14 protein-coding genes are annotated in these 15,558 nt (G+C 70.5%); 3 read left to right on the forward strand and 11 right to left on the reverse strand.

What is annotated here, in order from left to right; translation table 11 throughout:
* Positions 1 to 34 precede the first annotated feature (34 nt).
* The 5 genes from ACQPXM_RS31740 to pheS all read right to left on the reverse strand — a co-directional run bounded on the left by ACQPXM_RS31740 (position 35) and on the right by pheS (position 8,689).
* On the reverse strand, positions 35 to 2,296 hold the full coding sequence (locus tag ACQPXM_RS31740) for a hypothetical protein (protein WP_432940479.1): 2,262 nt from the start codon (positions 2,294 to 2,296) through the stop codon (positions 35 to 37).
* A gap of 50 nt (positions 2,297 to 2,346) precedes the next feature.
* Positions 2,347 to 3,333: a glycosyltransferase family 2 protein gene (locus tag ACQPXM_RS31745; protein ID WP_432940482.1), complete on the reverse strand. Its 987-nt coding sequence runs from the start codon at positions 3,331 to 3,333 to the stop codon at positions 2,347 to 2,349.
* A 123-nt stretch (positions 3,334 to 3,456) separates the two neighbouring features.
* Entirely contained in the window at positions 3,457 to 5,001 is a 1,545-nt protein-coding gene (locus ACQPXM_RS31750) for a gamma-glutamyltransferase (protein WP_432940485.1), read from the reverse strand.
* Between the two features lie 56 nt (positions 5,002 to 5,057).
* A complete protein-coding gene (gene pheT, locus ACQPXM_RS31755) occupies positions 5,058 to 7,583 on the reverse strand; it encodes a phenylalanine--tRNA ligase subunit beta (RefSeq protein ID WP_432940488.1) in 2,526 nt (841 codons plus the stop codon).
* Positions 7,583 to 8,689 (reverse strand): phenylalanine--tRNA ligase subunit alpha, encoded by a 1,107-nt coding sequence (gene pheS / locus ACQPXM_RS31760; RefSeq protein ID WP_432940491.1) that lies wholly within the window; start codon positions 8,687 to 8,689, stop codon positions 7,583 to 7,585. Before pheS ends, pheT begins: the two co-directional genes overlap by 1 nt.
* A 148-nt stretch (positions 8,690 to 8,837) precedes the next feature.
* On the opposite strand from pheS, the gene ACQPXM_RS31765 reads away from it, so the two are divergent.
* Complete coding sequence (locus tag ACQPXM_RS31765) at positions 8,838 to 9,440, forward strand: vitamin K epoxide reductase family protein (RefSeq protein WP_432940493.1); 603 nt, start codon at positions 8,838 to 8,840, stop codon at positions 9,438 to 9,440.
* On the opposite strand, the gene ACQPXM_RS31770 is transcribed toward ACQPXM_RS31765, so the two are convergent.
* Entirely contained in the window at positions 9,348 to 10,208 is an 861-nt protein-coding gene (locus ACQPXM_RS31770; RefSeq protein WP_432940495.1) for a phosphotransferase, read from the reverse strand. The genes ACQPXM_RS31765 and ACQPXM_RS31770 overlap by 93 nt on opposite strands.
* Positions 10,209 to 10,236: 28 nt before the next feature.
* Positions 10,237 to 11,754 (reverse strand): MFS transporter, encoded by a 1,518-nt coding sequence (locus tag ACQPXM_RS31775; RefSeq protein ID WP_432940498.1) that lies wholly within the window; start codon positions 11,752 to 11,754, stop codon positions 10,237 to 10,239.
* A gap of 55 nt (positions 11,755 to 11,809) precedes the next feature.
* Here ACQPXM_RS31775 and ACQPXM_RS31780 point away from each other — a divergent pair, with 55 nt between their 5' ends.
* Complete coding sequence (locus ACQPXM_RS31780; RefSeq protein ID WP_432940500.1) at positions 11,810 to 12,517, forward strand: TetR/AcrR family transcriptional regulator C-terminal domain-containing protein; 708 nt, start codon at positions 11,810 to 11,812, stop codon at positions 12,515 to 12,517.
* Here the strand turns inward: ACQPXM_RS31780 and ACQPXM_RS31785 are convergent.
* The 4 genes from ACQPXM_RS31785 to infC form a co-directional block, all read right to left on the reverse strand.
* Positions 12,501 to 13,325, reverse strand: a complete 825-nt coding sequence (locus ACQPXM_RS31785) for a TrmH family RNA methyltransferase (protein ID WP_432940503.1) — start codon at positions 13,323 to 13,325, stop codon at positions 12,501 to 12,503. The two genes, ACQPXM_RS31780 and ACQPXM_RS31785, sit on opposite strands and share 17 nt — an antisense overlap.
* Before the next feature lie 28 nt (positions 13,326 to 13,353).
* Complete coding sequence (gene rplT / locus ACQPXM_RS31790; protein WP_184797282.1) at positions 13,354 to 13,740, reverse strand: 50S ribosomal protein L20; 387 nt, start codon at positions 13,738 to 13,740, stop codon at positions 13,354 to 13,356.
* A 78-nt stretch (positions 13,741 to 13,818) separates the two neighbouring features.
* A complete protein-coding gene (rpmI, locus tag ACQPXM_RS31795; RefSeq protein WP_077015476.1) occupies positions 13,819 to 14,013 on the reverse strand; it encodes a 50S ribosomal protein L35 in 195 nt (64 codons plus the stop codon).
* A gap of 85 nt (positions 14,014 to 14,098) precedes the next feature.
* On the reverse strand, positions 14,099 to 14,878 hold the full coding sequence (gene infC, locus ACQPXM_RS31800) for a translation initiation factor IF-3 (RefSeq protein WP_432940507.1): 780 nt from the start codon (positions 14,876 to 14,878) through the stop codon (positions 14,099 to 14,101).
* 241 nt (positions 14,879 to 15,119) lie between these two features.
* Here infC and ACQPXM_RS31805 point away from each other — a divergent pair, with 241 nt between their 5' ends.
* Positions 15,120 to 15,539, forward strand: a complete 420-nt coding sequence (locus ACQPXM_RS31805; protein WP_432940510.1) for a DUF1844 domain-containing protein — start codon at positions 15,120 to 15,122, stop codon at positions 15,537 to 15,539.
* Positions 15,540 to 15,558: the final 19 nt, after the last annotated feature.

Below are 15,558 nucleotides of genomic sequence, written 5' to 3' on the forward strand. Positions count from 1 at the left end.
TAACGCTCCACGCGGAGGAGATGTTACGCGGAAATCAGCGGGTCAGTTCGTAGATGTGGACGTGCTGCTCGCGGTGTCTGAGATGCGCGAGTCTGGCGAGCTCCGGCGAGACCGGGCCGTCGTAGGAATCGGCGTACAGCCAGCGGACGGAGTACTGGTCGCGCAACCGGCGCAGGACCTCCGGCGTGGGATCGTCGATCGCTTGGTCGGTGAGGGCGACGCGGTCGGGCCAGGGCGACGGCTGGTTCGTGTAGCGCACACCGTTGACGCCCTGCCGGCTCATCGCCTGCTGGGTGTAGGCCCAACCCTCGATCACCGTCCGGCGGCCCGCGATACCGCTCACGATGTACCCACGGGCGTCGCATCCCGGATGCTGCGGCCCGGCCGGACGGCAGTACGTGTTGCTCGCGACAACGTCGTCGGGCCGTGAGTTCCGGGCCAGCCAGAGCGCCGCGGCCGCTTCGTCGGGATGGACTCGCCAGTGCTCCGAGGTGAACGACTTGGCCTGGTGGCTCTGCGTCGCGCGAACGCCGAGCGCGAAGGTGGTGGCGGCCGGGACCGCGAGGATGGTTGCCAGCGCAACGACTCCCCCGAGCCCGGCCAGCTGGATCCAGCGCTTGGTCGCGAGCGGCCAGAGCAGGACCAGGACGACGGTGACTGCCAGCACTGCGACCAGTGGACGAGCCACCAGGACGACTCGGTCGAGCTGATCGCCGGTCGGCTTCGACTTGGCCACCGTCAGCGCTGCTGCGTAAACCAGCCCGATTCCGGCGGCCAGTACTGCGACGGTGACGGCCGCACGCCGCCGGTCCGCGACCTGCTTGAACCAGAGCGCGGTCATCCACGCGATCGCGGCCAGGCTGAACGGTACGACGCTGCGAACGAAGTACGACTCGCTGGCCGACGGGTGGTCTACCAGGAGGAATCCGGCCCACCCTGCGACGAGCCCGCCGAGCAGGAACCAGCCCAGCGGGTCGCGCCTGAGCTCACGCCGTCCCAGCAGGCCGTACCCAGCCAGTGCGACCGACTGGGCGACCAGCATCAGAGCGAACACGACCAGCGCGCCGATGACCGACAGGAACCGGCCCGACGTCAGTGCGGGAAGGATCAGTCCGCCACCACCGGCCGGAGTCGCGTCCTGGGTCGCCGCTCGGTAGCCACCTTGCAGCTTGACCACGGCGAGCAGTTGCAGGCCGGAGCCGCTGGTGCTCCCGGCAACCGTCAGCAGCGTGCCGACGGCCGACGCCACCAGCAGAGCCCCGGCTGCGACGAAGCGGGCGGGGAGCTTGTGGTCCCGCACCAGAACGAACAGTGCGGACAAACCGACGGCACCGACCAGGATCGGCAGGACCGTCGGCTTGGAGCCGCCGCCGACCACCGCCACCGTCACGACGAGCACCCACAGCCCTTTCGGCTGGCGCCCGCGGAACAGCAGCTCCACCAGGAAGACCGCTGCCGCCGTACCGGCCAGCATGCCGAACGTCTGCGACGGGCTGATCAGACTGAACGGCGGCGCCAGGTCGACCCCGTTGTCGACCCAGAGGGCGAGCTGCGGCGCGGCGACGGCGAGCGCGACCAGCGCGCCGGTCCACCAGGCGCGGCTGACCGTCCGGGCGAAGGTGGCGAAGACCAGCAGGCCCGCCACCAGCATCGGGAGCAACCAAAGCCGGTAAAGCACGAGGATCGGTGACAAGCGCGTGATGTCGACCGCGCCGGCCATGTCCGCGTTGGCGAACCAGTGGTAGTCGAGCGGTAGCCCGGCGACCTGCGGCAGCTGCGGCGGCACGGACCGGGTCAGTTCGTTCACCATCGACAGGTGGAACAGCAGGTCCGGGTAGTACGCCGTACCGGCCGGGGGCATCGGGTGGTAGGCGTAGACGCCGAAGGTCGCTCCGCCGAGCATGACCGCCGCGGCTCCGGCCAGCCCCCAGGTCCAGGTCAGCGGCAGTGACTTGGGCTCCGTGATCCGCCAGTGCCCGCGCAGTCGCGGTACGGCGGCGAACAAGGCCAGCACCAGCAGGGGCCAGACCACGAGCGCCTGCTGCCAGCCTGCCAGAGTGAACAGGGCCCAGCCGAGCAGCTGATAGGTGAAGCCGACAACAGTGCCGAGACCGATGTCCTCGGCCCAGTTGCCCGTACTGCGCCACAGCGCACGCAGCAGGAGCACGCCGGGCAGCGCGACGCCCGCGGCGAAGTACACGGCGTACCGGAGGATCGCGGTGACCGGGACGTCGACGGACAGCAGCCCGGCGAGTGCGACGGCCAGCGGGAGCAACCACGGCAGGAGCCGGGTCATCGGCCGGACGGAGGTTTCCGATCGACCGGTGGGCGGAAGGTCGACGAGCGTCAAGTGCGGACGGTCCCCCGTTCGAGGACCTGGTGCCCGCTGTCGTCGAGGCTGTCGTAGCCGACCAGGAACTGCGGCCGCTTCTGACTCGATTGGAACAAGCGGGCGACGTACTCACCCAAGAGGCCTAGGCAGAGCAGCTGAATCGCGCCGATCACGGCCACCGCCAGCACGGTCGAGGTCCAGCCGGGGATGGACTGGCCGGTCAGCTTGATCACCAGCGCGCCGATCACGAACGCCACCGACAACAGCCCGCCGAACAGGCCGAGCCAGGTGGCCAGCCGCAGCGGCGCCGCGGAGAACGCGGTCACGCTGTCGAACGCGAGCCGGAGCATCTTGCGCAGGTTGTACTTCGTCACGCCGGCGGCACGCTCGGCCCGGACGTACTTCACCTCGGCACTCGGGAAGCCCAGCCAGGGAATCACCAGCCGGAACACCCGGCCGTCCTCGGGCAGCGCGTTCACCGCGTCGACCACGCGGCGCGAGACCAGCCGGAAGTCGGCGGCGTCGAACGGGATGTCCTTGCCGACCAGGCGGCACATCAGCCGGTAGTACAGCCGCGCCGTGGTGCGCTTGGCCCAGGTGTCGCTGGAACGGTCCGAGCGGACGCCGTACACGACGTCGACGTCGGTGTCCCGGGCGGTCGCGAGCAGCTCGGCGATCACCTCGGGCGGGTCCTGGAGATCGGCGTCGATGGTGACCAGGTAGTTGCCCCGGGCCCGGCGGAACCCGGCCGAGATGGCGGCCTGGTGGCCGGAGTTGCGCAGCAGCCGGACCAGCCGCAGCTGCGGCCAGTCGGTCGCGGCGGCGAGCAGCATCGACGCGGTCGCGTCCCGGCTGCCGTCGTCGACGACCAGCAGCTCGTAGCTGACGCCGAGGCCGTCGAGCACCGGACGCATCCGCTCGAAGAAGATCGGCAGCACCTCTTGCTCGTCGTACATCGGCACGACGACGGTCAGGTCGGGAACCTGCTCGATCGCACCCACCCCCAGCTGATCTGCATCCACATCAGGTAAGAACGCCCGAAACGGCGAAAAAGATGCTTTTGTCGCTGAATTGGCAGCTACTTGCAGGTGATCCGTAACACCCGTCGGTGCGCGGGCGCCGGATCACGACGGCGAGACCGCCACCGCGCCGGTCCGCCGGGGGTCGCCGACCGCCTGCAGACCGGTCTCCGGCTCCCAGAACGCGGCCGCGACGCCGCCGAAGTACATCGAGTGCGGCGGCATCGGGCGGATCGGCAGACTGGTCGTCGCGCCGGTCACCTCGAGGTCGTCCTCGTAGTCGACCACGACGTCCGCGCGAACCCGCACGTGCAGCCGGGGATGCTCGACGGCCTCCTCGAGCGACAGCCCGCCGTGGGTGTGGAGCGCGTAGGTCTGGGCGATCGCCGTCGGGATCCGGTCGGAACCGGGCGAGCTGATCGCGAGCACCGCGCCGTCGCTGTCGCGGCGGGCGACGCTGGGCGCCATGTTCGAGGTGAGGCGGGTGCCGGGCGCCAGGCTGTGCGGGCCGCCGTGCAACAGTTCCTGCTCGCCGAGCGCGTTGTTCAGCCAGATGCCGGTGCCCGGAGTCATCACGCCGGAGCCGTAACCCGACGAGACCGTGATCGCGCAGGCGTCGCCCCCGTCGTCGACCACCGAGACCGTCGCCGTACTCGGCGAGGTGAGCGCGCGCAGATCGCCGGCCGAGGCGAGGTCGAGCAACTGCTGCCCGGCCAACCGGCGGACGTCCTCCTCGTCGAGCTCGGCCAGCCGGCGGCCGAAGACCGCGTGCTGGACCTCCACCAGGCGCTCGAGCTCGGCCGGATTCCACCCGCCTTGCGACGGTACGCCGTCCAGCAGGGCGAGCATCGCCGCGACGGCGACGCCCCCGACGGCCGGTGGCGGGTTCGTCGCGAGGCTCCAGCCGTTCTGCTTCACGACCAGCGCGGGACGCACCACGGCTTCGTACGCCGCGAGGTCCTCGGCGGTCAGGATGCCGTCGTTGTCGGCCATGTCGCGGACCAGCAGCGCGGCCAGCTCGCCGGTGTACATGGTCTCGGCGCCGGCCTCGGCGATCAGCTCGAGGGCGTCGGCCAGCTCGGGGATCACGACCGTGGTGCCGGCCTTGATCACCTCGCCGTCGTCGTGGTGCACGACGCCGTGGCTCGGCGGGTGCCAGCCGAAGATGATGTCGTGGGTGTAGCCGAGGTAGTACCCGGAGGTGCGGCTCAGCGTGAAGCCTTGCCGGGCGACCTCGATGGCCGGCTTCACGACCTCGCGCCAGGGTGCCTGGCCGGAGCGGCGGTGCGCGAGGTCGAGGGCCTTCAGGCCGCCCGGGGTGGCGACCGAGCCGTGGCCGACGGTGGTCGTCGTGCCGCCGCCGTAGTCGGTGGTCACGTCCCAGACCCCGCGGCCGAACCGCTCGTCGGGCAGGCCGCGGCCGGGCATCTCCACCCAGCCGTCGATCGTGACCGGCTCACCCCCGGCCACCTGCAGGGTGACGAACCCGCCGGAGGCCGGCGAGACGACGCCGATCTCGTTCACCATCGTGACCAGCGTGGCGGCGATCGCGGCGTCCACCGCGTTACCGCCCTCGGCCGCCAACCGGACGCCCGCGTCGGCGGCGGTCCGGTTGGGAGCAGCGACGGCCACCCGCGGGTGCGACGCCATCAGGCGACACACCTTGGATGGTGCGGCCTGCGGCCGGTGCTGTTCATCTCCGGAACTCAGCCGACGCGCTGGACGGCGCCGAAGCGGTCGACGGCGACCTGGACGGCCGCCTGGCGCGTCTCGGCGACCTCGTTCTCCTTGAGCGTGCGGTCCGGAGCCCGGAAACGCAGCGCGAAGGCGAGCGACTTCTTGCCTTCACCGATCTGCTCGCCGGTGTAGACGTCAAACAGCCGGATCGACTCCAGCAGCTCGCCGGCTCCCTCGGACAGCGCCGCCTCGACCTCGGCGGCCGGTACGTCGGAGGCGACGATCAGCGCGACGTCCTCCTTGGCCACCGGGTACGACGAGAACGGGTGCGCGGTGATCGAGGCCGGACCGGCCGCGATCAGGGCGTCGAGGTTCAGCTCGACCGCGCTCGACCGGGCCGGCAGTCCGAACGCCTGACACACCTTCGGGTGCAGCTCGCCGGCGTGCCCGATGACCGTGCCACCGGCGGTGAGCTCGGCACAGCGGCCCGGGTGCCAGGGCGCGCGCTCGACGTTGCGCAGGGTCGGCTCGACGCCGACCGACGCCGCGATCGCGCGAGCGACCTGGACGGCGTCCGCCCAGCTGACCGGCTGGCCCTTGCCCCACCAGCCGGTGGGAGTGCGCGAGCCGGTGAGCACGACACCGATGTGCAGCGGCTGGTCCGGCAGGGCGTCGTACAGGGCCTTGAGCTCGTCGTCGGTCGGGCGCTGGGCCACCGTCGGCAACGGCGCCGGCTTCGCGTCCGCGCGCGGGACGAACACCAGGCTGGTCTGGAAGATCGCCAGGTCGGTCGAGCCGCGGCCGACGTTGCGCTCGGCGGTCCGCAGCAGGGTCGGCAGGAGCGTCGTCTGCATCGACGGCTCCTCGTCGGACAACGGGTTGACCAGCTTCACCGTCGTACGGCGGGAGTCGTCGGCCGGCAGCCCCATCGCGTCGAAGTCGGCCTCGCCGACGAACGGGTAGGACACCACCTCGGTCAGCCCCGCCCCGACCAGCGCCGTCGCGATCCGCCGGCGGCGCCGCTGCGAAACCGTCAGCCCCTGCCCACCCGGAGCCGGCGGCAGCACCGACGGCACGTTGTCGAACCCGAACAGCCGAATCACTTCTTCGGCGAAGTCGTTGGGGTCGCGAAGGTCAGGCCGCCAGGACGGCGGCGTCACTGTGATCAGCTCAGCGTCGGAATCCTTGGCACCAACAGCAAACGGAGCCGCCGTGGCGTCCGCTGTGGCAGGGGCGACCTGGCAACCGACCGACTCCAGGTGACGCGTGCTCTCCTCCACCGTGATCGGAGCACCGGCGACCCGGGCCGCGTGCTCGGCGCGGAAGGTCACCGACGGCGCCGCCGGGTGGGTGTCGATGACGGTTTCGTCCGGCAGGATCGTGCCGCCGGCCAGCTCGGCCAGCAGGTCGGCCACGCGCTGGGCGGCGTAGCGCGGCAGCGCCGGGTCGACCTCGCGCTCGAACCGGCGCGACGCCTCGGACGACAGCTTGTGGCGGCGCGACGCGCGGGCGACCACGATCGGGTCGAAGTGCGCGGCCTCGATCACGACGTCAGTGGTCGCGTCGGAGATCTCCGTCGACGCGCCACCCATCACGCCGGCGATGCCGATCGGGCCGGAGTCGTCGGTGATCAGCAGGTCCTCGGGGTCCAGTTCGCGGGTCTGGTCGTCCAGCGTCACCAGCTTCTCGCCGGCCGTCGCGCGCCGGACCACGATCTCGCCGCTCAGCCGGGCCTTGTCGTAGCCGTGGATCGGCTGCCCGAGCTCGAGCATCACGTAGTTCGTGACGTCGACGCCGATCGAGATCGGCCGCATGCCCGCCGCGACCAGCCGCTGCTGCAGCCAGCGCGGCGACGGCGCCTTCGGGTCGATCCCGCTCACCGTCCGGGTGACGAACACGCTGCACGCGGCGGCGTCGTCGACCCGCACCGGGTAACCACCCTGACCCGAGCCGTTCACGTCGAGCCCGGCCGGGTCCTTCAGCGGCACCCCGTACGCCGTGGCCGCCTCGCGAGCGACCCCGCGGATCGACAGGCAGTAGCCCCGGTCGGGCGTGACCGCGATGTCCAGGACGTCGTCGCGCAGCCCGAGCAGCTCGATCGCGTCGTCGCCCGGCGTCCCCTCGCCCGGCTGCAGGACGACGATGCCGCCCGACCCGTCGTCGCCCAGGCCGAGCTCGGAGCTGGAGCAGATCATCCCGGCCGAGACGTGGCCGTAGGTCTTGCGGGCCGAGATCGCGAACCCGCCCGGCAGCACCGCACCGGGCAGCACGACCACGACCAGGTCACCGACCTCGAAGTTGCTCGCGCCGCAGACCACCCACTGCGGCTCGTCCTTGCCGATGTCGAGCGAGCACCAACGGATGGTCTTGCCGTTCTTCTGCGGCTCCGGCTCGTAGCTGAGCACCTTGCCGACCACCAGCGGGCCGGTCAGGTCGGACTCGACGACGGTCTCCACCTCGAGCCCGGCCCGGATCAGCTTCTCCGCGACCTGGCGGCCGGTCACGCCGTCCGGCAGCTCGACGTACTCGCGAAGCCACGACAGTGGGACCCGCATCAGATCTCCATCCCGAACTGGCGGCTGAACCGCACGTCACCCTCGACCATGTCCCGCATGTCCTCCACCCCGTTGCGGAACATCAGCGTCCGCTCCAGGCCCATTCCGAACGCGAACCCCGAGTACCGCTCGGGGTCGATGCCGCAGGCCTGCAGGACCCGCGGGTTGACCACGCCACAGCCGCCCCACTCGATCCAGCCCTCGCTGCCGCAGGTGCGGCACGGGCGGTCGGGGTTGCCGACCGAGGCGCCGCGGCAGACGAAGCACTTCAGGTCGACCTCGGCCGACGGCTCGGTGAACGGGAAGAAGTTCGGCCGCAGCCGGGCCTCCAGGCCCTCGCCGAACATCGACACCACGAAGTGGTCCAGCGTGCCCTTCAGGTGCGCGAGCGTGATGCCCTCGTCGACGACGAGTCCCTCGACCTGGTAGAAGACCGGCGTGTGGGTCGCGTCGAGCTCGTCGGTGCGGAACACGCGGCCCGGGCAGATCACGTAGATCGGCGGCGTACGGGTCAGCATCGAGCGGGCCTGCACCGGCGAGGTGTGGGTGCGCAGGACCGTCCCTGAGCCGGCCGGCTCGACGAAGAAGGTGTCCTGCATCTGCCGCGCCGGGTGGTCGGGCTGGAAGTTCAGCGCGTCGAAGTTCAGCCACTCGGCCTCGACCTCGGGGCCTTCGGCGACGTCCCAGCCGAGCGCGGTGAAGACGTCGGCGATCTGCTCGGAGATCAGCGACAGCGGGTGCCGCGCGCCGGGCAGCAGGCTCGACGGCAGCGTCACGTCGACCTGCTCGGTGGCCAGCATCCGCTCCTCGTGCTCGGCCTCGAGCACCGCCAGGCGGGCGGCGTACGCGTCGTTGATCGCCTTGCGGGCCGAGCCGATCCGCTGGCCGGCCTCCTTGCGGGCCTGCGGCGGCAGCGCGCCGATCTCGCGGTTGGCCAGCGCGATCGGCGAGCGCTCACCGAGGTGGGCCAGCTTGGCCTCCTGCAACGCGCTCAGGTCGGCCGCGGTCCGGAAGGCGTCGAGGGCCTCGTCCCGCGTCCGTTCGACCTCGTCGGCGTGCAACGGAGTCACCTCGACGGGGTCGTAGTTCTTGTTGGGACCGGACATGGCTCACTCTCGGGTTGCTGAATTCGAGAAACTGCTGCTCGCAGTCTAGGAACCCACGGCGCCGGAGCGTGAATCGGTTGTCCACAGCAGGCACAATCGGTGCAGTCTCCCCTGCCCTCCCGACGACGCCGAGCCGAAAGCAGCCCGTATGACGAACGCCGACCTGACCACCGCGGCCGCGGAGTCGACAGCCCCGATCGACGGCCCGCCGGCCGCGCTGCGGTGGCTGCTGGCGGCCGGCGGCGCGATCGGCTTCCTGGCCGCCTTCGTGCTCACCGTCGAGCGCTTCCACCTGCTCACCGACCCGAACTACACGCCCAGCTGCAGCATCAACTCGGTGCTGTCGTGCGGCTCGGTGATGGTCACCCCGCAGGCCGCGATCTTCGGTTTCCCGAACCCGCTGCTCGGCATCGGCGGCTTCGCGATCGTCACCACGCTCGGCGTCGTGCTGCTGGCCGGCGCACGGCTGCCGCGCTGGATCTGGCTCGGCCTGCAGGCCGGCGTCACCGCGGCCGCCGTCCTGATCCACTGGCTGATCTACCAGAGCATCTACACGATCGGCGCGCTCTGCCCGTACTGCATGGTGGTGTGGGCGGTGACGATCCCGATGTTCTGGTACGTCACGCTCTACAACTTCCGCCGGACCCGCTGGGTCCGCTCACTCACCGGCTACCACACGGTCGTGATCGGCGCCTGGGCCCTGTTCGTGCTCGGCATCATCCTGACCCGCTTCTGGCTCGGCAACGGCTGACAGGTGGATCGGGTTCGTCCAGGCCCGACCGCCGGCGGCGTCCTCGACGGTGACCCGGCAGTACCTGCCGCGGAACATGTCCAGCGGCAGCGAGCACTCGGTCAGGTCGGTGCCCTGGACGACCTGGGCGCCGGGCACACCGCCGGTGAGGAGAACCTTGACGGCGGGTGAGCAGCGCACTGTGACCACGCCGTCGGCGACGCTCACGTCGTACAGCTCGGGGCCGGTGCTGGAGTAGAAGTAGCCGGCCTTGAGTGAGGCGAGCAGAGCCTCCGGGTCGAGCGTCTCCGCGCGGACCTGCACCCACGCGGCACACGGCGGCGGGTCCTGCGGTTGGAGGTGCGCGTCGTCGGCGGCGTACGCGGTCAGCCGGTGCCCACGGTTCAGCAGTACGTCCGTCAGGTGCCAGCTGTCGCCCCGGTTCTCCCGGTCGGCCAGCGCGTTGTAGACCTCGACCGAGTGCGCCGCGTCCAGGCTCGCGGCGTCGTCGGCCGTGAGCAGCGAGGCCGACGGGTGCGCCATACCGACGAACGCCCCGGCCGCTCGAGCTCGCCGCGCCAGCTCCGGGCCGGTCTCGTCGTCGGTCGGCGGCTTGAAGTCCAGCGGCAGCCCCACCGTCACGATGTGCCAGGAGGGTCCCGCCTCGGTCCGCGGCGCGTGGAGCTCGGCGCCCACCAGCGTGGTGAACCCGTCCGATCGCAGCGACCGGGTGTCCGTCACCGGGAAGCCGTACTCGGCGCGGAAGTGGTCGGTGAGGCCCACTGGCACTCACCGCCACATCCTTGCCGATCAGGTGTCAGCCGGTGCGCTCGGCCTCCAGGGCTTCGTCGGACTCGGCAGCACGAGCTGAGCGGCGTGGCAGGACGAAGACCGCGACCAGGGCACCGGCGGCCGCGCCGATCAGGCCGGTGGTCATGGCGATCGACATCGCGTCGGTGAACGACTCCTGGGCGACCGCGGCGAACTGCGGTCCGAGGGCGAGGGTTTCGGCGATCGACTCGCGGCCGGCTTCGGGCACCGAGTCGGGTAGCGCCGCCGAGTACGCCGCCGCCAGGACACTGCCCAGTACGGCGACCGACAGCGCGGCGCCGGTCTGCTGGACGGTGTCGTTCATCGCCGAGCCGACCCCACGGTGCTCGGCCGGGACCGACTGCATCAACAGCGTGTACGCCGCCGGGCCGGCCAGACCGCCACCGATGCCCATCACCATCAGCCCGGCGATCAGCAGCCCGTAGCCGGACTCCGTCGTGACCTGGGTCAGGATGCCGAACCCGCCGGCGATCACCAGCAGCCCGGTCGCGATCAGCGTGCGGTCGGCGAGCTTCTTGCCCAGCGTCGCGCCGACTCCATTGAAGAGCATCGCGGACGCGGCGTACGGGATCAGGGCGAGGCCGGCCTCGAGCGGGCTGTAGGCCAGCACGAACTGCAGGTACTGCGTGAGCGCGAGCAGGAGTCCGCCCGCGGTGAACGACAGCAGCACGATCGACAGGCTCGTCCCGCTGAAGTTGCGGTCCTTGAACAGGGCCAGCGGGACCATCGGGTGCGGCGTGCGCCGTTCCCACCACGCGAAGGCGGCCAAGCCGGCGACCCCTACGGCCAGCCCGCCGAGCACACGTCCGGAGCCGAGACCGTCGGCCGGGATCGAGATGATCGCCCAGACCACCGCGCCCATCCCGACGATCGAGAACAGGGCGCCGGCCGGGTCGACGGCCCGGGCCGGTCCTCGCGACTCCGGGATCAGCGCGATCGACCCGATGATCGCGGCCACCGCGATCGGCACGTTGATCAGGAAGATCGAGCCCCACCAGAAGTGCTCGAGCAGGACGCCGCCGATCGTCGGACCGGCGACCACGCCGACCATCGCGACGGTCGACCACGCGGCCATCGCCTTGCGCTGCTCCTCGGGCGGGAAGACCGTGAACAGCAGCGACAACGTGCTCGGCATCAGCAGCGAGCCGCCGACGCCCATCAGCGCGCGGCAGGCGATCAGCTGCCACGGCGTGGTCGCCAGCGTGGCCAGCAGCGACGCCAGGCCGAACAGCACCAGCCCGATCACCAGCATCCGGCGCCGGCCGAACCGGTCGGACAGACTTCCGGCGGTCAGCAGCAGACCGGCGAACGCCAGGATGTAGGCGTCGATGATCCACTGCACGTCGGCCGGGGTGGCGGACAGGTCGCGCATCAGCGACGGGATGGCCAGGTTGAGCACGGTGTTGTCGACCACCAGCACCATCACGCTCAGACACAGAATCAGCAGGATCCACCAGCGCCGCGGGTGCCCGGCCTGGCTCGACTCGAACGATGTACTAGTCACTCGCACACTGTACGACGAACTCGAACAGTGTGCGAGTCCGAGTAGAATGCCGGGTATGGACTCGATCTGGACCAGGCAGCGGCCCGCCTCCCCGGCCCGGGAGACGCTCAGCCGCGACCAGATCGTCAAGGCGACCATGGAACTGCTCGACACCGAGGGCGTGGCCGGGCTGAGCATGCGGAAGCTGGCCGCCCGCCTCGACTCCGGAGCCACCAGCCTGTACTGGCACGTGCAGACCAAGGACGACCTGATCGACCTGGTGATCGACGAGGTGTACGGCGAGATCGACCTCCCCGACGCGGAGCTGGCCGGCTGGCGCGCCGGGGCGCTGCTGTTCGCCCACAGCCTGCGGGCCGCCGTCCTCCGGCACGGCTGGCTGCCCGAGGTGATCTACCAACGCCCGAGCATCGGCCCGAACGCGGTGACGATGGGTTCGCGGGGACTCAAGCTCTTCACGGCCGCGGGGTTCACCGGTCGCGAGATCGACTACGCGATGGGTGCGGTGATGTCGTTCGTGTTCGGCAGCGCGAACTCGCAGGCCTCCTGGGAGGCGTCGGTCCGCCGGTCAGGGCGCTCGGTCGAGCAGAGCACGCAGGAGGTCCTCGCCGAGGTCGACCAACTCACCGCGATGGACCCGGCCATGCACGAGTCGGTTCAGCGGCGGCGCGTGGTCGGCATGGACCAACTGCAGAACGAGTCGTTCGCCTACGGTCTCGACAGCCTGCTGGACGGGCTGGCGGCCAGGCTCAGCGCGGCTCGTTGATCCGCTGGGCGCGGGCCGAGGCGTAGAGGCACACGGCGGCGGCCGTCGCGAGGTTGAGGCTTTCGGCGCGGCCGTAGATCGGCACCTTCACCGACCGGTCGACGATCGCGTCGTACCCGTCGGGCAGGCCGTGCGCCTCGTTGCCGAACAACCAGACGGTCGGCTTGGCCAGCGTGCCGTCGTCGATGCACTCGTCCAGGTCGACGCTGCCGTAGCCGTCGGCGGCGAGCACCTGGATGCCCTGGTCCCGCCAGGCCTTCGCGGCCGCGGGGATGTCCGCGTCCAGCGAGATCGGCAGGTGGAACAGGCTGCCGACGCTGGCCCGGACGGCCTTCGGGTTGTGCGGGTCGACCGACTCCCCCGACAGCACGACCGCGTCCGCGCCGGCCGCGTCGGCGGTACGGATCAGGGTGCCGACGTTGCCCGGGTCGCGCACCTGGACGCCGACGGCCACCAGCGACGCCGTACGACGTACTGCTTCGTCGAGCGTGACGTCGACCAGCGAGCAGACGGCGACCACGCCCTGGGACGTGACGGTCTCGCTGAGCGCTTCGACGCCCGCCCGGTTCACCTCGAACCAGGGCACGTCGGCGACCGTCGCCAGGTCCCGCAGATCGCGGTGCCGGGTGGCGACGTCGGGTTCGGCGTACACCTCGATGACGCGCATCCGGTGTTCGAGGGCTTCCCGGACGGCCTGGGGGCCCTCGACCAGGAAGCGGCCGGTCTTGCGCCGGAACGCACGAGTGGCGAGCCTGCGGGCCTGCTTGATCCGCACGGACTGCGCGGTCAGCAGACCAGGGCTCGCCACTCGAGTGCTACTCAGGAAACGGTGGTGCTCAGGCCGCGGTCGACGGCGCGTTGACGTCCGCCGGCAGCGCAGCCTTGGCGACCACGACCAGCGCGCTGAACGCGGCCGGGTCGTTCACGGCCAGGTCGGCCAGGATCTTGCGGTCGACCTCGACCTCGGCCAGCCGCAGGCCCTGGATGAACCGGTTGTAGGTCAGGCCCTCCGCGCGGGTCGCAGCGTTGATGCGCTGGATCCACAGCTTGCGGAAGTCGCCCTTGCGCGCCTTGCGGTCACGGTAGGCGTAGACCAGCGAGTGGGTGACCTGCTCCTTGGCCTTGCGGTACAGCCGCGAGCGCTGACCGCGGTAGCCGCTGGCCTGCTCGAGTACGACCCGGCGCTTCTTGTGGGCGTTGACTGCCCGCTTCACGCGTGCCATGAGGTGTTACTCCTTGTATTTCTGCGCCGGAGAAGTCGATCCACTCGGCGGGATGTTCGGGGGTGGGGAAGCCTTGAGTCAGCGACCGAGCAGCTTGTTGACCTTCTTGACGTGCGACGGCGCCACGTCGGTGGTGCCGGCCAGACGCCGGGTCCGGCGGCTCGACTTCACCTCGAGCAGGTGACGACGGCCGGTGCGCTCGCGGCGCAGCTTGCCCGAACCGGTGATCCGGACGCGCTTCTTCATCCCCGAGTGGGTCTTCATCTTCGGCATGGCAGTGTTCTCTCGTTTCTGTTTCGTCGTCTCGATCCGGTGTCCGTGCTCCGGCAGTGACCTCGTGGGCGGCCGGAGCGACGGATCACTCCGGGTCGAGGTTGTCGGCCGGACCCTTCGGCTTCTTGGTCGCGCCGGCGGCCTTCTCGGCCTCGAACTGCTTGAGCTGCGCGGCCCGCTCGAGGCGCTCGGCCTCTTGCTCGGCCTCGTGCTCGGCCAGCTTCTTGGCCTTCTCGGCTTCGACGTCCACGCGCGCCTCGGACTTCTTCTTGTGCGGTCCGAGCACCATGATCATGTTGCGGCCGTCCTGACGGGGCGAGGACTCGACGAAGCCGAGCTCGCTGACGTCCTCGGCCAGCCGCTGCAGCAGCCGGAACCCCAGCTCGGGGCGGGACTGCTCGCGACCACGGAACATGATCGTGATCTTCACCTTGTCACCGGCACGGAGGAAGCGGACGACGTGACCCTTCTTGGTCTCGTAGTCGTGCGGGTCGATCTTCGGCCGCAGCTTCATCTCTTTGATGACGGTGTTGGTCTGGTTCCGGCGGGACTCGCGCGCCTTCTGCGCGGTCTCGTACTTGTACTTGCCGAAATCCATCAGCTTGCAGACCGGCGGGCGGGCCGTGGCCGCAACCTCGACCAGGTCGAGATCGGCTTCCTGTGCCAACCGAAGAGCGTCTTCGATCCGGACGATGCCTACCTGCTCACCGTTCGGTCCGACCAGACGCACCTCGGGAACGCGGATGCGCTCGTTGACGCGCAGTTCAATGGTGATGGGTCCTCCTGGGTTGTTCGTTACTGGTGCCACCCTTGCAATCGCCCGGAGATCTCGTCGGGGAACGACAAAGGCCTCCGTGCGATCCACACGAAGGCCCAATTCCCAGATCGACGACCCACCGAAACCCCGAAGGACTCGGTACGTCGTACGCATCACCCAGACGATCCGGCGGTGAAGCCGGAAATCTCGGTGTGACCGGGACCCGCCGACTGTTCATCGACTGGGTGGGAGGTGGCCCTCCGCTTAGACTCGAACCGTTGGCGTCCCTCGAGTATTCCGCTCAGGGGTCACCTTCGGACCGGGTCGGTCGCCATGCAACAGTAGCAGCATGACCGACCCGATCTCCACTTCACCCGAACCAGCCACCGCCGCCCCCGTCGCGGAGCAGCCCCGGGTGGACCCGATGTCGACCGTCTCCCGCGACATCGCCGAGGTGCCGAGCGTGGAGATCATCTCGACCGCAGCCCTGCACCTGATGAGCGCCGCCGCCGTCAACCTCGGTCTGGCCGAGGACCTGCCCGACCACCAGGACCTCGACGAGGCCCGTTCGCTGATCGACGCCCTGGCCGGCCTGCTCGACGCCGCCGCCCCCAGTCTGGGCCACCACCACGCCGCTCCCCTGCGCGACGGCCTGCGCTCGCTGCAGCTCGCCTTCAAGGAAGCCTCCACCATCCCCGACGAGCCCGGCGCGGGCCCCGGCGAGAAGTACACCGGCGAGGTCCACCCGAAGGCGTCCCGCCGCCGCTGACCGCCGCGCCGGAACCTGA

Origin of the sequence: Kribbella sp. CA-253562 (assembly GCF_050942265.1) — a bacterium.
Lineage (GTDB): Bacteria > Actinomycetota > Actinomycetes > Propionibacteriales > Kribbellaceae > Kribbella.